The 17,318-nt window shown below is 71.5% G+C and carries 18 protein-coding genes; 12 read left to right on the top strand and 6 right to left on the bottom strand.

Annotated elements, in window-relative coordinates:
* Positions 1 to 6: 6 nt before the first annotated feature.
* From AC156L_RS31180 to AC156L_RS31170, 3 genes are all read left to right on the top strand, one after another.
* Complete coding sequence (locus tag AC156L_RS31180; protein WP_330875588.1) at positions 7 to 1,638, top strand: serine hydrolase domain-containing protein; 1,632 nt, start codon at positions 7 to 9, stop codon at positions 1,636 to 1,638.
* 132 nt (positions 1,639 to 1,770) lie between these two features.
* Positions 1,771 to 2,694, top strand: coding sequence for a MurR/RpiR family transcriptional regulator (locus AC156L_RS31175; protein ID WP_330875587.1), 924 nt, complete (start codon positions 1,771 to 1,773; stop codon positions 2,692 to 2,694).
* On the top strand, positions 2,691 to 3,611 hold the full coding sequence (locus AC156L_RS31170) for an N-acetylmuramic acid 6-phosphate etherase (protein ID WP_330875586.1): 921 nt from the start codon (positions 2,691 to 2,693) through the stop codon (positions 3,609 to 3,611). Before AC156L_RS31175 ends, AC156L_RS31170 begins: the two co-directional genes overlap by 4 nt.
* Here AC156L_RS31170 and AC156L_RS31165 read toward each other — a convergent pair.
* Positions 3,594 to 4,136, bottom strand: a complete 543-nt coding sequence (locus tag AC156L_RS31165; RefSeq protein ID WP_484407519.1) for an Lrp/AsnC family transcriptional regulator — start codon at positions 4,134 to 4,136, stop codon at positions 3,594 to 3,596. The genes AC156L_RS31170 and AC156L_RS31165 overlap by 18 nt on opposite strands.
* 34 nt (positions 4,137 to 4,170) lie before the next feature.
* Here AC156L_RS31165 and AC156L_RS31160 point away from each other — a divergent pair, with 34 nt between their 5' ends.
* From AC156L_RS31160 to AC156L_RS31150, 3 genes are all read left to right on the top strand, one after another.
* Positions 4,171 to 5,007: a tryptophan 2,3-dioxygenase gene (locus tag AC156L_RS31160; protein ID WP_330875584.1), complete on the top strand. Its 837-nt coding sequence runs from the start codon at positions 4,171 to 4,173 to the stop codon at positions 5,005 to 5,007.
* Complete coding sequence (gene kynU, locus AC156L_RS31155) at positions 5,004 to 6,140, top strand: kynureninase (RefSeq protein ID WP_330875583.1); 1,137 nt, start codon at positions 5,004 to 5,006, stop codon at positions 6,138 to 6,140. The genes AC156L_RS31160 and kynU overlap by 4 nt, the downstream gene beginning before the upstream one ends.
* Positions 6,141 to 6,229: 89 nt before the next feature.
* Positions 6,230 to 6,727, top strand: coding sequence for a hypothetical protein (locus AC156L_RS31150; protein ID WP_330875582.1), 498 nt, complete (start codon positions 6,230 to 6,232; stop codon positions 6,725 to 6,727).
* On the opposite strand, the gene AC156L_RS31145 is transcribed toward AC156L_RS31150, so the two are convergent.
* Positions 6,728 to 7,453, bottom strand: coding sequence for a Fic family protein (locus AC156L_RS31145; protein WP_330875581.1), 726 nt, complete (start codon positions 7,451 to 7,453; stop codon positions 6,728 to 6,730).
* Positions 7,454 to 7,913: 460 nt separating this feature from the next.
* On the opposite strand from AC156L_RS31145, the gene acs reads away from it, so the two are divergent.
* The 4 genes from acs (at position 7,914) to AC156L_RS31125 (ending at position 12,698) form a co-directional block, all read left to right on the top strand.
* Positions 7,914 to 9,896, top strand: coding sequence for an acetate--CoA ligase (acs, locus tag AC156L_RS31140; protein WP_330875580.1), 1,983 nt, complete (start codon positions 7,914 to 7,916; stop codon positions 9,894 to 9,896).
* A 129-nt stretch (positions 9,897 to 10,025) separates the two neighbouring features.
* Complete coding sequence (gene nhaA, locus AC156L_RS31135; RefSeq protein ID WP_330875579.1) at positions 10,026 to 11,225, top strand: Na+/H+ antiporter NhaA; 1,200 nt, start codon at positions 10,026 to 10,028, stop codon at positions 11,223 to 11,225.
* A gap of 48 nt (positions 11,226 to 11,273) precedes the next feature.
* On the top strand, positions 11,274 to 11,762 hold the full coding sequence (locus AC156L_RS31130; RefSeq protein WP_330875578.1) for a phage holin family protein: 489 nt from the start codon (positions 11,274 to 11,276) through the stop codon (positions 11,760 to 11,762).
* A gap of 9 nt (positions 11,763 to 11,771) precedes the next feature.
* On the top strand, positions 11,772 to 12,698 hold the full coding sequence (locus AC156L_RS31125; RefSeq protein WP_330875577.1) for an alpha/beta fold hydrolase: 927 nt from the start codon (positions 11,772 to 11,774) through the stop codon (positions 12,696 to 12,698).
* 36 nt (positions 12,699 to 12,734) lie between these two features.
* Here the strand turns inward: AC156L_RS31125 and AC156L_RS31120 are convergent, their stop codons facing one another.
* Genes AC156L_RS31120 through nth form a run of 4 tightly spaced genes read right to left on the bottom strand, consistent with a single transcriptional unit; the run spans position 12,735 to position 15,901 of the window.
* On the bottom strand, positions 12,735 to 13,922 hold the full coding sequence (locus tag AC156L_RS31120; RefSeq protein ID WP_330875576.1) for a MarP family serine protease: 1,188 nt from the start codon (positions 13,920 to 13,922) through the stop codon (positions 12,735 to 12,737).
* 22 nt (positions 13,923 to 13,944) lie between these two features.
* Positions 13,945 to 14,607 (bottom strand): NUDIX hydrolase, encoded by a 663-nt coding sequence (locus AC156L_RS31115; RefSeq protein ID WP_330875575.1) that lies wholly within the window; start codon positions 14,605 to 14,607, stop codon positions 13,945 to 13,947.
* Complete coding sequence (locus AC156L_RS31110) at positions 14,604 to 15,200, bottom strand: TlpA family protein disulfide reductase (RefSeq protein WP_330875574.1); 597 nt, start codon at positions 15,198 to 15,200, stop codon at positions 14,604 to 14,606. The genes AC156L_RS31115 and AC156L_RS31110 overlap by 4 nt, the downstream gene beginning before the upstream one ends.
* Positions 15,197 to 15,901 (bottom strand): endonuclease III, encoded by a 705-nt coding sequence (gene nth / locus AC156L_RS31105; protein ID WP_330875601.1) that lies wholly within the window; start codon positions 15,899 to 15,901, stop codon positions 15,197 to 15,199. Before nth ends, AC156L_RS31110 begins: the two co-directional genes overlap by 4 nt.
* 185 nt (positions 15,902 to 16,086) lie before the next feature.
* Between nth and AC156L_RS31100 the strand changes: the two genes are divergently transcribed.
* Positions 16,087 to 16,338 (top strand): hypothetical protein, encoded by a 252-nt coding sequence (locus AC156L_RS31100; protein ID WP_259629660.1) that lies wholly within the window; start codon positions 16,087 to 16,089, stop codon positions 16,336 to 16,338.
* 219 nt (positions 16,339 to 16,557) lie between these two features.
* Positions 16,558 to 17,232, top strand: coding sequence for a Crp/Fnr family transcriptional regulator (locus tag AC156L_RS31095; protein WP_106185253.1), 675 nt, complete (start codon positions 16,558 to 16,560; stop codon positions 17,230 to 17,232).
* Positions 17,233 to 17,318 lie beyond the last annotated feature (86 nt).

Genomic DNA, 17,318 nt, shown 5'->3' with positions numbered 1-17,318 from the left:
ACCTCGATGCGCCTGCTCGCCCTGCTCCTGGTGACCCTGGTGGCCATGACCGTCAGCCCCGTCCACGCCGACCCGTCGACCGGCCGCTTCGACCGCCCGCACACGGGTTTCTCGCCCCCGTGGACCACGCTGCACCCCGGTGAGCTGGAGCAGGGGCCGATCGACGCCGCGCTGGCGCAGGTCACCCGCTACACCGAGGCCGACGCGACCGGGCACCCGCTGTTCTCCGGCGCGGTCACGCTGATGGTCCACGACGGCGAGGTCGTCGCCCACGAGCCGACCGGCTGGGCGGTGCGGTACGCCGACCAGACCACCGAGCTGCCGGTGGAGAGGAGGGTGCCGATGGCCGACGACACGATCTTCGACCTCGCGTCCATCTCGAAGCTGTTCACGTCGATCGCGGTCATGCAGCAGGTGGACCGGGGTCGCGTGCGCGTCGACCAGCCGGTGTCGCGCTACCTCCCCGAGTTCGGCGTGAACGGCAAGGCCGACATCACCGTCGAGCAGCTCCTCACCCACACCTCGGGCCTGGAGCCGTACCTGCCGCTGTGGCAGAGGTGGCCGGACGTGCCGTCGCGGATCAAGGCCGTCATGGACGTGGCGCCGAAGAACCCGCCCGGCTCGACCTACACGTACTCCGACCTCAACCTGATCACGCTGGGCGTGCTGGTGGAGCGGGTCAGCGGCCAGCCGCTGGACCGGTTGGTGGGCAACGGGATCGCCCGCCCGCTCGGCCTCGTCGACACCGGCTACAACCCCCCGGCGAGCAAGCTCGACCGGATCGCGGCGACGGAGTACCAGCCGAACACCAGCCGGGGCGTGGTCCGCGGCACGGTCCACGACGAGAACGCCTGGTCGCTGGGCGGGGTCGCCGGGCACGCGGGCGTGTTCTCCACCGCGCGCGACCTCGCCGTGCTCGGCCAGGCGATCCTCAACGGCGGCACCTACGCGGGCCACCGGATCCTCCGGCCGAAGACCGTGGAGCGGATGCTCACCGACCACAACACCGAGTTCCCCGGCAACGCGCACGGCCTCGGCTTCGAGCTGGACCAGCGCTGGTACATGGGCGCGCTCAGCTCACCGCGCACCGCCGGGCACACCGGGTTCACCGGCACGACGCTCGTCATCGACCCGATGTCGCGCTCGATCGCCGTGCTGCTGACCAACCGCGTGCACCCGTCCCGCGACTGGGGTTCCATCAACCCCGCCCGCCGTGCCGTCGCGGACGGCCTGGCGGGCGCGCTCGCCGTGCGCCCCCAGCGCGGACCGGACGCGTGGACGCCCACCGCGACCGGCGCGACGCTCACCACGGGTGACCTCCCCGGCGCGCGGCGGGTGTCGTTCGACGCGTTCGTCGACCTCGACGTCGGCGACAGCGTCGTGCTCCAAGCGGGCGACGGGACGACGTGGCGGGACCTGCGGACGCTCACCGGAACGGGCACGAGGACGTGGAAACGGGTCGATGTGGTCGCGGAGGCGTCCCGGTTCCGCTGGCTCTACACGCGCGGCACGGGCTACGGCGGCAGAGGCCTTTACCTGGACGGGATCCGCGTCTCGAACGACCGCGGGACGCTGCTCGACGGGGAGCGGAACCCGGAGGCCCTGACGGCCGCGGGCTGGCGACCGGCGAACCGGTGAACACCCTGCGTCGACCTGTGTGGACGGTCCGTGAGGAGCTGACGCCCATCCGGGTGAGAAGTGCTCGCAATCCTGCCCGAGTTACTCCTCCCGTCCGTTGACCAGGGAAGTAACGGTTAGTAAGTTTCCCACGTGTCCAGCCACAACCCCGATTACGTCGACGCCAGCCCACTGGTCAAGATCCGCTCCCTGCTGCCGGGCCTCGCCCGCGCCGAGCAGCGGGTCGCCAAGGTCGTCCTGGAGAACCCCGCCACGGTCGCGCACCGCAGCATCACCGAGGTCGCCGAGGCCGCGGGCACCAGCGAGACGACGGTGACCCGCTTCTGCAAGGCCATCGGCGTCGGGGGCTACCCCGAGCTGCGCATCGCGCTCGCGGCCGACACCGCGCGCACCGCGGCCCGCGTCGACCGCGACCTCGGCGGTGACATCGCGCTCACCGACGACCTGCGCCAGGTGGTCGGCAAGGTCGCGTTCGCCGACGCGCGAGCGGTCGAGGAGACCGCCGAGCAGCTCGACGTCGAGACCCTGCAACGGGTCGTGGAGGCCGTCGCGGGCGCCGGGCGGGTGGACGTCTACGGGTTCGGCGCGAGCGCGTTCGTCGCGTTCGACCTCCAGCAGAAGCTGCACCGGATCGGCCGGGTGTGCTTCGCGTGGAACGACACGCACATCGCGCTGACCAGCGCTGCGGTGCTCACCAGCGCCGACGTCGCGGTCGGGATCTCGCACACCGGTTCGACGTCGGAGACCGTGGAGGCCCTGCGGGTCGCCAAGGAGCACGGCGCGACGACGGTGGCGCTGACGAACTTCCCCCGGTCGCCGATCAGCGAGGTCTCCGACCACGTGCTGACCACGGCCGCGCGCGAGACCACGTTCCGCTCGGGCGCGATGTCCAGCCGGATCGCCCAGTTGACGGTGGTCGACTGCCTGTTCATCGGGGTGGCGCAGCAGCACGTCGACAGCGCGAAGACCGCGCTGGAGGCGACGTACGACGCGGTGTCCGGCCACCGGCTGGGAGCGCGGCCCGACGGCAGGCGACGACGGGAGAACGGTAAATGACCTCGCCCGGCAACGGTGTGGCGGTGCGCGTGGATTCCCCGACCGAGATGCGGAACCCGCGCACCCTCGACATCGACGGCATGTCCACCGTGGACGTGCTGCGGGCGATCAACGCGGAGGACAGGACGGTGCCGGACGCGGTGGCGGCGGTGCTGCCGCAGCTGGCGCTCGCCACCGACCTCGCCGTCGGCGCGCTGCGCGCGGGCGGGCGGGTGCACTACGTCGGCGCGGGCACGTCGGGCAGGCTCGCCACGCTCGACGCGGCCGAGCTGCCGCCCACGTTCAACACCCCGCCGGACTGGTTCATGGCGCACCACGCCGGTGGTCCGGAGGCGCTGGTGCGGGCGATGGAGAACGTCGAGGACGGCAGCGGCGCGGCGGAGATCCGCCGTCACGCGTCGGCGGGCGACCTCGTCGTGGGCATCACGGCGTCCGGCCGCACGCCGTACGTCGTGGGCGCGCTGCGCGAGGCCCGCGCGCTGGGCGCGCACACCGTGCTGGTGTCGAACAACCCGGTCGCGCCCCCGCCGTGCGAGGTCGACGTGCTGATCGCGCTCGACACCGGTCCCGAGGCCATCGCGGGGTCGACCCGGATGAAGGCGGGGTCGTCGCAGAAGCTGGTGCTGACGTCGTTCTCCACCGCGGTGATGGTGCGGCTGGGCCGCACCTACTCGAACCTGATGGTCAGCATGCGGGCCACGAACGCGAAGCTGCGCGGCCGGACCGTGCGGATCCTGCACGAGGCGACCGGGCTGGGCGAGCAGGAGTGCACGGAGGCGCTGGCCGACGCGGGCGGCGACCTGAAGGTGGCGCTGGTGCACCTGCTGTCCGGCGCGACGATCGCGCGGGCCGCCGAGGCGCTGGTCGGCTCCGACGGGCACGTGCGCCAGGCGATGGTGTCACTGGGCACCGGGTAGGACCTTGTTCGGCAGGACGGGCCGCCACGGGATCGGCGTCGACAGGACCATCGCGCTGGACGTCTCACCGTGGCCGCCGAGCCGCACGAGCAGCCGTTCCAGCTCCTGCACCGAGGTCGTCACGACCTTCACGACCGAGCAGATGTCGCCGGTCAGCCGCACGACCTCGACCACCTCCGGGCAGTCGTCGAGCAGTTCCGGGTGCACGGTGATGCACCTCGGGCCGTAGCACTTCATCCGCACCAGGGCGACGACCGAGCGACCGACGGCCGTCGGGTCGACCGCGGCCCGGTAGCCGGTGATCACGCCCGCGTTCTCCAGCCGCCGCACCCGCTGCGCGACCGTCGGCGGCGAGACGTGCACCCGCCTGGCCAGCTCGTTGTACGACAGCCGGGCGTCCTCCTGGAGGGCTTCCAGCAGGGCCCAGTCCACGGAGTCCAGGTCGGTGCTCATGAACGCAAAGCTATCCGCCGAAACGGCTTTCAGCCATGAGAACTCCGTGGCCCGATGGTCGTCGACGTGCATTCAGAAATGCCACTCGACCACGCATGATGACGACATGAGCACCTGCCCGGTCATCCACAGCGGCGAAGAGGCCCCCAAGCTCGACTTCGGCGGCACCACGCCGTACGAGGACTACGTCCACGCCTCGGTCCTGCACACGCTTCAGGAGCAGGCCTCCGACGACCCGCGCGAGATGTCGTTCCTGGTCATCACCCAGATCATGGAGCTCTACTTCGGCCTCCTGTGCTTCGAGTGGCGCCAGGCGCAGCGGGAGCTGCGGGTCGACGACCTGCGCGCCGCCGTGCGCACGCTGCGCCGCAGCGACCTGCACCTCCAGGGCCTCAACGCCGCGTGGCGGCCGATCGCTCGGATGACGCCGGGCGAGTTCAACTCGTTCCGCGACGCGCTCGGCGAGGGCTCCGGCTTCCAGTCCGGCGTGTACCGCGAGATGGAGTTCCTGCTCGGCGAGAAGTCCCGGTCGATGCTGGTCCCGCACCGCGCCGTGCCGAAGCTGCACGACGCCCTGGAGGAGCGGCTGCACGCGCCGAGCCTGTACGACGACGTGCTCGCCGCGCTGCACCGCCGGGGTCTGGGCGTGCCCCTCGACGTGCTGGAGCGGGACCTGAGCAGGGCCTACGAGCCCAACGCCGACGTGGAGGCGGTGTGGGCGGAGGTCTACCGCGGCGACGACCGCGACCTGCTGGAGCTCGGCGAGGCGCTGACCGACATCGCCGAGGAGTTCGCGCGCTGGCGCTACGACCACCTGCTGGCCACCCGCCGCTCGATGGGTGCCAAGGTGGGCACGGGTGGCTCGGCGGGCGTGGCCTGGCTGGAGAAGCGCACCCAGCGCTCGGTGTTCCCCGAGCTGTGGACCGCGAGGAGCTTCGTGTGACCGACCTCGACGCCGTCGACCCGCTGGCGCCGCTGCGCGACCTGTTCGACCTGGACGACGACGTCGTCTACCTGGACGGCAACTCGCTGGGCGCACCGCCGCGCGCGGTCGCGGAGCGGGTGCAGGAGGTCGTGCGGCAGCAGTGGGGCCGCAGGCTGATCCGGAGCTGGTCCGAGGGCTGGTGGGAGGCTCCGCAGCGGGTCGGCGACAGGATCGGCGCGCTGGTCGGCGCCGCGCCGGGCCAGGTCGTCGTGGGCGACTCGACCAGCGTGAACATCTTCAAGGCGCTGATGGCCGCGGTGAGGGGCACCGACCGCGGCGAGGTCGTGGTGGACGCGGGCACGTTCCCGACCGACGGGTACATCGCCCGGTCGGTGGCGGAGCTGACCGGCCTCGACCTGCGGCCCGCGGCGCCGGACGCGCTGGAGCCGACCGGGCGGACGGCCGTGGTGCTGCTCAACCACGTCGACTACCGGACCGGCCGGATGCTGGACATGGCCGCCGTGACCGAGCAGGTGCACGCCGTCGGCGCGAAGGTCGTCTGGGACCTCTGCCACAGCGCGGGCGTGCTGCCGATCGAGCTGGACGCGCTGGGCGTGGACCTCGCCGTCGGGTGCACGTACAAGTTCCTCAACGGCGGGCCGGGCGCGCCCGCGTTCCTCTACGTGCCGACGGCCGCGCAGGCCGAGTTCGAGCAGCCGCTGACCGGGTGGACCGGGCACCGCGCGCCGTTCGCGATGGAGGACGCCTTCACACCCGACCCCGGCATCGCACGGGGTCGCGTCGGCACGCCGGACATCCTGTCGATGCTGGCCCTGGACGCCGCCCTGGACGTGTGGGACGGGGTGTCGCTGGCCGACGTGCGGTCCAAGGGGCTGAAGCTGACGGCGTACTTCCGGTCGCTCGTGGAGGACCTGCCGGGCGTGGAGGTGATCACGCCCGCCGACGAGTGGCGGGGGCACCAGGTCTCGCTGCGGCACCCCGACGCGGCGGCGTTGATGGAGAAGCTGATCGCGCGGAACGTCATCGGCGACCACCGGCCCCCTGACGTGCTGCGATTCGGGTTCGCGCCGCTGTACACCCGGTACTCCGACGCCCGGAGGGCCGCCGAGGCCCTGGCCGAGGTCCTCTAGATCACGCTCGGGTCCGGGTGTCGGTTGTCCTCCTGTGGCACATCTCGCGACCGGGCCACCGACGTCCGGACCGAGGCGTGTTCACGGGTATGACCACTTCCAAGCTGGCCTCAGTCCTCGTCGGCGCCGTGGCGCTCGCCCTCGGCTCGGCGGGCGTCGCGGACGCCTCCATCCCCACCCCTCAGTGCACCGCGTCCACCCTCTTCTCCGAGGTGGCGACGTTCACGTCGCCGAACCCCGGCGACCAGCTGTTCGGCATCATCTTCGAGGCGAAACCCGGTACGGCGTGCACGATGAGCGGAACGCTCGGCGACCTGGTCTTCGTGGACCGGTCCAACATGCCGCTGCCCGTCCCCGTCGTCTCCCCCGACCCGGCGAACGCCAAGCCCGCCGTGCTGGTGCCCGGCAACCCGAAGGTGGTGTACCTCGCCTCCAAGAAGGGGACCGGTGAGGGCTACACGCCCGCGGCCGCGTCCTTCACCCTGCCGTCGACCGCCGCGACCGACCGGACCGTGATGGTGAAGTGGCCGAAGGCCGCCCTGACCGGCCCGGCGCGCCTCGGGTACGTGGGCGACTTCGTCAGCTGATCACGTGGAGGCGGCGTCCGCGATGCTCGACGCCTCGCGGGCGCCCGCCTCCAGGGCTGAGCAGCAGAACAGGATCCACCGGGCGACGCCCTCGGGCTCACCGGTGGTGAACCCGACCAGCGCGGCGTCGTACTCGTTCTGCCGCCGCAGGCAGTGGACCTCGGGGACGCCGAGGCCCTTCGGGTCCAGGCCGGTGGCGATCGACGTGAGCCGCGCGGCGGCCCGCGCCACGACGCCGTTGGCGCTCTCGAACGGCGAGAGCGCCAGCAGTTCGCCGTGGACGATCGACACCAGGAGTGGACCCGGTGCCTTCGTGCCGCCGGTCAGCAGGCCCGCGAGCAGGTCGAGCCGGTCGGCGACGCCGGGGTCGAGCCGGGGCCTGCCCAGCTCGCCGTCGAAGTCGGCGGCGGCCAGCAGGTGCAGCCGGGCCAGCGCCTGCGACGGAGCGCGCTCCCACGTGGGCAGCAGCGTGCCGAGCGCCTCGGCGACCCGCAGCGACCCGGCCAGCACGGGGTCGGTCACCGAGCCGTCCTCCGGGATCGCGGTCGGGCCGCCGTCCAGGGCGGCGGACGCGCGGGCGGCGCGCACGGACGCCTCGGCGGCCGTCGTCGCCCAGCCGCGCAGGTTCACCCGGTGGCGGTGCACCTGGAAGACGGCGTTCTTGGCGTTGGCGACGGCGTCGGCCACGCCGGGCAGGTCCAGCAGCGGAGCCAGCGGATCGGTCACGGCCCGGACATTACCCGCCGGTAAAGTGGATATCCGGCATTGCCCTGAAGTGGGCCCGCAAGAGTAGCCACTTCCGCCATGGCGCCAGGCCGTGAGCGCAGACCGGTTCGACCGACCCGTGACCGCGCGCGACCGGACGGCACGCTGCGCGACACCGCGGCGCACTCCGCGACCGCACCGGAGTGGCCCGCCGTGCGCGAAGGGCTGACCAGCCGAAACTGGTCCGATCAGGGGTGAGGTGCGTCACGCCGGGGCCGTTCGTCGCAACGGACGGGTCGTTCAGCCGAAGAACGGTGGCACTGGCGCGCGAGCGGAGTTACACAGTTACCCAGGTGTTTCGACTGGACGCAGAATTGGTCTGAACCTTTTCGCGTGCCGAGCCTGTCGATCCGGGTCGTCCGGCACTACGGTCAGCACTGCCGCTCAGCACGTAGGTCAGGAATGTAGGAGGTCTCGCACCATGACCCAGCCGTCGGGCCAGGGCCCAGCCCTGGACAACCTGCACACGGAGAGCCGGACGTTCCCGCCCAGCGCGGAGTTCGCCGCGCAGGCGAACGCGACATCCGCGCTGTACGACGCTGCGAGTGCCGACCGCGAGGCGTTCTGGGCGGAGCAGGCGGACCGCCTGGAGTGGGACACCAGGTGGGACCAGGTCCTCGACTGGTCGGAAGCGCCGTTCGCGAAGTGGTTCGTCGGCGGCAAGCTCAACGTCGCCTACAACTGCGTGGACCGGCACGTCGAGTCCGGCCACGGCGACCAGGTCGCGATCCACTGGGTCGGCGAGCCCGGCGACAAGCGCACGATCACCTACAACGACCTCAAGCGCGAGGTCTCCAAGGCCGCGAACGCGCTGGTCTCGCTCGGCCTGGAGACCGGTGACCGGGTCGCGGTCTACATGCCGATGGTGCCCGAGGCGATCTTCTCGATCCTCGCCGTCGCCCGGCTCGGCGCGACGCACAGCGTCGTCTTCGCGGGCTTCTCCGCCGAGGCGCTGCGCACCCGCATCGACGACGCCCAGGCCAAGATCGTGATCACCACGGACGGCCAGTACCGGCGCGGCAAGCCCGTGTCGCTCAAGGCCGCCGTGGACGAGGCCGTCGCGCAGACCCCCAGCGTCACCAACGTGCTCGTCGTGAAGCGCACCGAGTCCGAAGTGGACTGGGTGGAGGGCCGCGACGTGTGGTGGCACGACGTCGTGGACGCCCAGTCCGAGGAGCACGTGCCCGAGGCGTTCGACAGCGAGCACCCGCTGTTCATCCTCTACACCTCCGGCACGACCGGGAAGCCGAAGGGCATCCTGCACACGACCGGCGGGTACCTGACGCAGGCCGCGTACACGCACCACAACGTGTTCGACCTCAAGCCGGACACCGACGTGTACTGGTGCACCGCCGACATCGGCTGGGTCACCGGCCACAGCTACATCGTCTACGGGCCGCTGGCGAACCGCGTCACCCAGGTCGTCTACGAGGGCACGCCGAACACCCCGCACGAGGGTCGGCACTGGGAGATCGTGCAGGAGTACGGCGTCTCGATCTACTACACGGCGCCGACGCTGATCCGCACGTTCATGAAGTGGGGCGACGACATCCCCGCGAAGTACGACCTGTCCTCGCTGCGCGTCCTCGGCAGCGTCGGCGAGCCGATCAACCCCGAGGCGTGGATCTGGTACCGCGAGCACATCGGCGCGGGCAAGGCGCCGATCGTGGACACGTGGTGGCAGACCGAGACCGGCGCGATCATGATCTCGCCGCTGCCCGGCGTCATCTCGACCAAGCCCGGTTCGGCGCAGCGCCCGCTGCCCGGCATCGGCGCGAAGGTGGTCGACGAGCAGGGCGTCGAGGTGGAGCACGGCGGCGGTGGCTACCTGGTGCTCGACCAGCCGTGGCCCGCGATGCTGCGCGGCATCTGGGGCGACGAGGAGCGCTTCCGCGACACGTACTGGTCGCGGTTCGCCGAGCAGGGCTTCTACTTCGCCGGTGACGGCGCGAAGTACGACGCCGACGGCGACATCTGGCTGCTCGGCCGGGTGGACGACGTGATGAACGTGTCCGGCCACCGCATCTCCACCACCGAGGTCGAGTCCGCGCTGGTCTCGCACCCGACCGTGGCCGAGGCGGCGGTCGTCGGCGCGTCCGACCCGACCACCGGCCAGGGCATCGTGGCGTTCGTGATCCTGCGCGGTGGCGTGGCCGACAGCGCGTCCGGCGCGGAGGCGATCAAGGCGCTGCGCGAGCACGTGGCCAAGGAGATCGGGCCGATCGCGAAGCCGCGGCAGATCATGGTCGTGCCGGAGCTGCCGAAGACCCGCTCGGGCAAGATCATGCGCAGGCTGTTGAAGGACGTGGCGGAGAACCGGCAGGTCGGGGACGTGACGACGCTGGCCGACTCGTCCGTGATGGACCTGATCTCCAGCGGGTTGAAGACCACGACCGAGGACTGATAGCCCGGTCACGAAAGGGCTCGCCGATCCGTCGGCGGGCCCTTCCGGTCGTTAGAGTGGGTTCCGGTGAGCCGGGAAGTCTGGTCGGCAGCAACATCGTGCTGTCCCCGAGACCCCGGAGCTGACCTGGTGAAGTCCCGCCCCCCAGCCATCGTCACCGATTTCGCCCGCTACCTGCGCACCGAGACCGTCGGCGGCCTGGTCCTGCTGGGCGCCACCGCCATCGCGCTGATCTGGGCCAACTCACCGCTGGCCGACCTGTACACGGGGCTGCGCGACCTGCGGGTCGGTCCGGCGTCGCTGCACCTGGACCTGAGCGTCGGCGACTGGGCCAAGGACGGTCTGCTCGCGGTGTTCTTCTTCGTCGCGGGCCTCGAACTCAAGCGCGAACTGGTCGTCGGCGAGCTGTCGAAGGTCAAGGCGGCGATCCTGCCGGTGATCGCCGCGGCAGGCGGCATGGTCGTCCCGGCTCTGGTCGCGGTGGGCGTGGCCTGGGGTGAGCCCGGCGTCGAACGGGCGTGGGCCATCCCCGTGGCGACCGACATCGCGTTCGCGCTCGGCGTCCTCGCGATCACCGCGTCCGGCCTGCCCAGCAGCCTGCGGGTGTTCCTGCTCAGCCTCGCCGTGGTCGACGACCTCGGCGCCATCCTGGTGATCGCGGTCCTGTTCACCTCGACGTTCAACGCGCTCGCGGCGCTCGGGGCCGTGGCGCTGATGGCGCTCTACGCCTACCTCCAGCACCGGCGGGTCCGCACCGCGTGGCTGTACGTGCCGATCGCGCTGGCCACGTGGGCGCTGGTGCACGCGGCGGGCGTGCACGCCACCATCGCGGGCGTCGCGCTCGGCCTGCTGACGCGCGTCCGCAAGGACCCGCGCGAGAGGCACTCCCCGGCCGTCCGCCTCGAACACCGGCTCCAGCCGTACTCCGCCGGGTTCGCGGTCCCGGTGTTCGCGCTGTTCGCCGCCGGGGTCCCCGTCGGCGCCGACGCGCTCGGCGCGCTGTTCTCGGACCGGATCGCGCTCGGCGTCATGGCCGGGCTGGTGGTCGGCAAGGTCGTGGGGATCGTCGGCGCGGCGGCGCTCGCGGTGCGGTTCGGCGCCGCGGTGTGGCCGAGCGGAGCGGGGCCGCGCGACATCGTCGCCGTCGGGATGCTGGGCGGCGTCGGGTTCACCGTCAGCCTCCTGATCTCCGACCTCGCGCTGGACGGAGCCGCCGCTGAACAGGCGAAGGCCGCCGTCCTGCTGGCGTCGTTGGCGGCCTCGCTGCTCGCCGCCGTCCTGCTCGTTCGGCGCAGTCGCGCGCACCGGCGCGACGACGAAGCGACCTGATCCGCCAGCCGAACGGCTGCCCGTCCGCGTGCATGGCACGATGACCGGGTGACCAGCGCGAGGGAGAACACCAACGGCGGCCGTGGAAGCGACGGTCTGCCGCCCGTCCCGTCGATCCCGCTGACGGCGGAGAACGCGGCCAGGATCGCGGAGGAGACGTCGCTCGGCGGGCTCGTCCGCGATGCCACCGGCCACCTGTCGACGCTGGTCAGGGCCGAGGTCGAACTGGCGAAGTCCGAGGTCGTCAAGGAGGTCAAGAAGGGCCTCACCGGCAGCGTGTACTTCATCGTCGCGCTCACGGTGCTGCTGTTCAGCCTCTTCTTCCTGTTCCTGACCATCGGCTACGCGCTCTACGACGTCTTCGGCTGGCCGCTGTCGCTGTCGTTCCTGACGGTCTTCGCGGCGATGCTGCTCGTCACCGGGCTGTTCGTGCTGCTGGGCGTCCGCAAGCTCAAGAAGCTGCGGAAACCCGAGCGCACGATCGAATCGGCCAAGGACATCGTCGACACGTTGCGACACCGCGGCGAAGCCCGCTAGGCGCGCGCGGTGCGCCTGCCACCTGATCCGTCCACGGTGCGGATCAGCGGCCCGTGGACCCACCGCGACGTCTCGGCCAACGGGATCCGGCTGCACGTCGCGGAGATGGGCGACGGCCCGCTGGTCCTGCTGCTGCACGGGTTCCCGGAGTTCTGGTGGTCGTGGCGGCACCAGCTGACGTCGTTGGCCGAGGCGGGCTACCGCGCGGTCGCGGTCGACCTGCGCGGCTACGGAGACTCGGACAAACCCCCGCGCGGCTACGACGGCTGGACGCTCGCCGGTGACGTCGCGGGCCTGGTCAAGGCTCTCGGTGAACGCCGGGCCCACCTCGTCGGCCACGCGTGGGGCGGGCTGCTCGCGTGGACGGTCGGCGCGATGCACCCCCGGCTCGTGCGCTCGGTGACCGCGATCTCCGCCCCGCACCCGCTCGCGCTGCGCCGGGCCATCCGCAAGAACCCGCGCGGCCAGGGACGGGCCAGCGGCCACGTGTTCCGGTTCCAGGCGCCGGTCTACCCCGAGCGCTGGCTGACCGGCGACGGCGCCGCCAACGTCGGCGGGCTCCTGCGGACGTGGTCCGGTCCGAAGTGGACGGTCGCGCCCGAGTTCGACGAGGTCGTCCGCCGCAACCGCGAGGCCATGCTCGTGCCGGGCGTCGCCCACAGCGCGCTGGAGTACTACCGCTGGGCGCTGCGCTCGCAGGTCCGCAGCGACGGCAGGCGGTTCATCGAGACCATCGACCGCAGGCTCGCCGTGCCGGTGCTGCAACTGCACGGCGCGGTGGACCCGGTCATGCTCGAACCCACCGCCCGCCACTCGTCCTACTGGCTCGGCCCGAACTCCAAGTTCCGCTGCTTACCGGAGATAGGCCACTTCCCCCACCAGGAAGCCCCGCACACGACCAGCAGGGTGCTGGCGGAGTTCCTCGGCGGCACCTGATGGTCGCTGCTCCGCGGACTCCGGCGCGGCCCCGCGCTAACTGGCGCAGCTCTGGGTCGACTCCTTCCTGACCAGCTGCGACGCCTTCTCCACCTCGGCCTGGACCTCCTGCGCGGTCAGCACGAACCCGGTTTCCTGGTCGTCGACGGCCGCGCCGAACACCACGCCCATCACCCGGCCCTGCGGGTCCACCAGCGGACCGCCGGAGTTGCCGCTGCGGACCTTCGCCCGCACGGTGTAGACGTCGCGGGTCACGGTCTGCGCGTCGTAGATGTCCGGTCCGCGCAGCATCGGGATGCGCTCCCGCACCCGTGCCTCCGACGCCGTGTACGGACCGTCCAGCGGGTAGCCCAGCACGATGCCGTCCGTGCCCTGGGGGATCTCCTCGCTGACGAACTGGAGCGGCGTGGCCTCCAGGTCCGGGACGGCGAGGATCGCCACGTCGGTCTGCGCGTCGTAGAGGACCACGGTGGCGTCGAACTGGCCGCGGCCGACCTCGACGGTCACCTCGCTGGTGCCCGCGACGACGTGCGCGTTCGTCATGACCCGCTCGGGCGCGACGACGAACCCGGTGCCCTCCAGCGCCCGCGAGCACGACGGGGCCCGGCCGCGGACCTTGAGCACGCTGGGCCGGAGCTTCTGCACGATCGGGTTCGCCGCCAGCTCCGGGTTCGGGGGGCCGACGTCCTTGAGCGGGGTGCGGTTGAACGGGTCCATCGCGGCCGGGAAGCCGGACACGTCGAACAGCTTCTGAAGGTCGTCCGACAGCTGGCGGGCGGCCTGCGGCATCGCGTCGTCGACCGTCTTGAGCAGCACGGACTGGTTGAGCGCCTTGGCCAGCGACGGCAGGCCCGCCACCGAGGTCAGCGGCAGGGCGATCATCCACGCCACGACGAACACCACGAGGCCCTGGACGACCGCGCCGAGCACGTTGTCCAGGCCCCGCAGCGGCGTCGCGTTGACGTGCGGCTTCACCATCCGGCCGATGTAGACGCCCAGGGTCTCGCCCAGCGCGACCAGCAGGATCACGATGCCGACCGCGAAGACCACCTTGGTCACGACGTTGTCGAACTGCGAGACCACGAGGGGCGCGAGCTGGGTGCCCAGCACGAGACCGACCAGGACACCGATGAACGCGGGCAGGGCGATGACCATGCCCTGCCGGGCGCCGGACACCGCCGCGAACACGGCGAGCGCCAGCACCAGCAGGTCGACCCAATTCACGCCCACAACCTCCGACGAGCTTCTACGTAGCGCGCAGCGCTAGATCAAGGTCCCGCACGTCGGTCCCGTCCCACGGGCGTTCCCAGCCGCCCAGTGAGATGAGGCCGTTGAGCAGTCCCGCGGTGAACCCCCACACCAACATGCCAGGTGCGGAGAACGCGGGGCCGACGTAGCCCGACGGGTGGCCCACGAGGAACCGGTTGGCCGGGTCCGCGAGGTGGGCGATCGGCACCCGTGCCACCGCCGCGGTCTCAGCAGGGTCTACGGGCTCCACCGGACACGGTTCACGCCAATGTGCGAGCACGGGGCTCACGAGGAAGCTGGACACGGGCACGAACAGGTCCGGCAGGACGACCAGCGGACGCACCCCCTCGGGGAGCACACCGGTCTCCTCGCGGGCCTCGCGGAGCGCGGTGTCGACCGGTCCGTCGTCGGTCGGGTCGGCGGCTCCGCCGGGGAACGCGACCTGGCCGGGGTGCGACCCCAGCGTGTCCGCCCGACGCAGGAGCAGCACGTCAGGGCCGTCGTTGCCCTCGCCGAAAAGCATCAGCACGGCGGCCGCGCGAGCCGTCGCGGAAGCGGGTGCGGTCATCCGGGAGAAGACCGAGGCGTCGATCTGGGCGGAGGCCTTCACGAGCGTGGCCATCCACTCGGGCACGTCGGCCGGGTCGGCCAGGAGCGTCATCGGACGGCCTCCCGGACCTGGTCCGGCGAGGAGAAGATCAGCGGAGATGTAACTTGGATCACGTCACCATTCGCTCGGACGACAAAACTGGAGGGCAGGTTCGGCGACGCCCTCAGCGCCTTGCGGAGCGCGTCGGCCCCGTCGTGCAGCGACGGCAGGTGGACGCCGAGCCTGGCCAGCAGCTCCAGCCCGTCCGACTCGCCGCTGAGCACCTGCACGGCGACCACGGGCACCGCTCCCGGCTGCTGGGCGTAGGTGTCCAAGACCTTCAGCTCCTCCTGGCACGGCTGGCACCAGGTCGCCCAGAAGTTGATGAGCGCCGGACCGCCCGCGACGGTCGTGGCCACGTCGAGGGACGCGCCATCACCCAGGCAGGTTGCGGTGATCCCCCGAAGGGGTTGCGGGCCGTCCTGGCCGCCACGGGGGCACGGGCGCAGCGCGGCGAGGTTGCGGGCCACGCCCAGGTCCTCCGCGGGCCTCGCGGCGGCGACGGGCTCCTGGCCGGACCGGTCGTCCGAGCGCGGCCACAGCGCGACCGCACCCGCCACCACCAGCACCAGCGCCACCAGCGCCCACCGCGTCGCCGTCCTCACCCGAGCCTCTCACCCGCCCGCACGCGGTCGGCCAGCTCGATCAGGTGCGGCGCCTCGTCGCCCTTGACCAGCTTCGCGGCCTTGTCCGGGTCGACCTCGCCGATCCCGTAGGAGGGGCACTGCGGTGCCAGGAAGCAGGCACCGCAGGCGGGCTTCTTGGCGTGGCAGACGCGGCGGCCGTGGAAGATCGTCCGGTGGTTGAACAGCGTCCAGTCCTTGCGCTCGATCATCGCGCCGACGGCGTGCTCGACCTTGACCGGGTCCTCCTCGGTCGTCCAGCCCCAGCGGCGGACCAGGCGGCCGAGGTGCGTGTCCACGGTGATGCCGGGCACACCGAAGGCGTCGCCGAGCACCACGTTCGCCGTCTTGCGGCCGACGCCGGGCAGCGTGACGAGGTCCTCCAGCTTCGAGGGCACCTCGCCGTCGAACCTCTCCACCAGCGCGGCGCCCAGGCCCAGCAGGGAGTTCGCCTTGTTCCGGTAGAAGCCGGTCGAGCGGATCAGCTCCTCCAGCTCGGTCCGGTCGGCGGACGCGTAGTCCTCGGCCGTCCGGTAGCGCCGGAACAGCGCGGGGGTCGCCAGGTTGACGCCCTTGTCGGTGGTCTGCGCGGACAGCACCACCGCGACCAGCAGCTCCAACGGCGTGGTGAAGTCGAGTTCGCAGTGGGCGTCCGGGTACCCCGTCTGGAGCAGGCGGACCATGCGCCGGGCCCGCCGAACGCGACCCAACTTGGTCTCCGTCCTGGCCGCAGGCGTTTGGCGAAACTTCGCGGTGGGCACGGAACCAATGTACGGGCGTAGGCGTCCTCATACGTCAGAGGCTCGACACGCTGGAGGGACCCCCTCTTGAGCGACCCGAAACACGATGCGCAAGGATCGGAGCCATCATGACTGCCTGGTTCGTCATCGCCGTTCCGATCATCATCATGTTCTTCGCGCTCTTCATGGAGCGCGTGGAAGCTCGTCTGCGGCACGTCGCCGTGCAGGAGGACGAGGTCGAGGAGTTCTTGGAGCAGGCGCGCCCCGACGAGGTCAGGGCGCTCTACGGGCACGGCATCGGTCGCGCGCTGGAGCTGTTCCGGCTGCGACGGCTGGGCGGTCGTGCCAGGAACCTGCGTCAGCGGCGCACACGTCGCTGACAGCGAGCACCGACCAGGTCCACGAAGCACCCTTCGTGGGCCTTACCGGGCTGTCTGGGGTTGGTGAGGATCAGCACGTCTCCACTTGGGACGGCGAGCCGGAAGGCGATCCACCGCACAACCCTTAGACTGCACTCAGTGATCGACGGCACGGCGCTGGCTCCGCCAAAAGGCGGAAGGCGCACGACCATGCCGTCGCGTCTCGACAGGAGGGACGAGGTGGACGAGACCCTGGCCCGCGCGGGCATCTTCCAGGGGGTTGAACCGGCTGCAGCGGAGGCACTGGCGCAGACGCTGGAGTCCGTTGAATTCCCGCGTGGCCACGTGATCTTCGCGGAAGGTGAGCCGGGCGACCGGCTGTACATCATCCAGTCGGGCAAGGTGAAGATCGGCCGGAAGTCCCCGGACGGTCGCGAGAACCTGCTGGGGATCTTCGGACCCTCGGACATGTTCGGCGAACTGTCGATCTTCGACCCCGGTCCGCGCACGTCCACGGCCACCACGGTGACCGAGGTCCGCGCGGTGAGCATGGACCGACCCGCTCTGCGGACGTGGATCACGAACCGGCCGGAGATCGCCGAGCAGCTGCTGAGGGCCCTGGCCCGCAGGCTGCGCCGGACGAACTCCATGCTGGCCGACCTGATCTTCACCGACGTGCCGGGCCGAGTCGCGAAGGCGCTGCTCCAGCTCGCCCAGCGGTTCGGCAGCCAGGAAGCGGGACTGCTGAGGGTCACCCACGACCTGACGCAGGAGGAGATCGCGCAGTTCGTCGGCGCCTCGCGGGAGACCGTGAACAAGGCGCTGGCCGACTTCGCCCACCGCGGCTGGTTGCGGCTGGAGGGCAAGAGCGTGCTGATCCTCGACCCCGAGCGACTGGCTCGCCGGGCCCGCTAGGTTCGGAGCACAACAAAGGGACCGGGCGCCGCCCCCGACGCGGCGCACCGGTCCCTTTGCTCTGCGCGGTCCATCCCCCGACGAAC

Source organism: Umezawaea sp. (assembly GCF_057122925.1).
Note: the sequence above shows the minus strand (reverse complement) of the source record. Positions and strands in the feature narration are given on the sequence as shown.

Bases quoted from the DNA above. Each gene is read 5' to 3' on its own strand.
- AC156L_RS31165 (WP_484407519.1), bottom strand. From the start codon at position 4,136: ATGCACGTCGACGACCATCGGGCCACGGAGTTCTCATGGCTGAAAGCC.
- AC156L_RS31100 (WP_259629660.1), top strand. From the start codon at position 16,087: ATGACTGCCTGGTTCGTCATCGCCGTTCCGATCATCATCATGTTCTTC.
- acs (WP_330875580.1), top strand. From the start codon at position 7,914: ATGACCCAGCCGTCGGGCCAGGGCCCAGCCCTGGACAACCTGCACACG.
- AC156L_RS31160 (WP_330875584.1), top strand. From the start codon at position 4,171: ATGAGCACCTGCCCGGTCATCCACAGCGGCGAAGAGGCCCCCAAGCTC.
- AC156L_RS31170 (WP_330875586.1), top strand. From the start codon at position 2,691: ATGACCTCGCCCGGCAACGGTGTGGCGGTGCGCGTGGATTCCCCGACC.
- nth (WP_330875601.1), bottom strand. From the start codon at position 15,901: ATGGTCCGCCTGCTCCAGACGGGGTACCCGGACGCCCACTGCGAACTC.
- AC156L_RS31150 (WP_330875582.1), top strand. From the start codon at position 6,230: ATGACCACTTCCAAGCTGGCCTCAGTCCTCGTCGGCGCCGTGGCGCTC.
- AC156L_RS31115 (WP_330875575.1), bottom strand. From the start codon at position 14,607: ATGACGCTCCTGGCCGACCCGGCCGACGTGCCCGAGTGGATGGCCACG.
- AC156L_RS31180 (WP_330875588.1), top strand. From the start codon at position 7: ATGCGCCTGCTCGCCCTGCTCCTGGTGACCCTGGTGGCCATGACCGTC.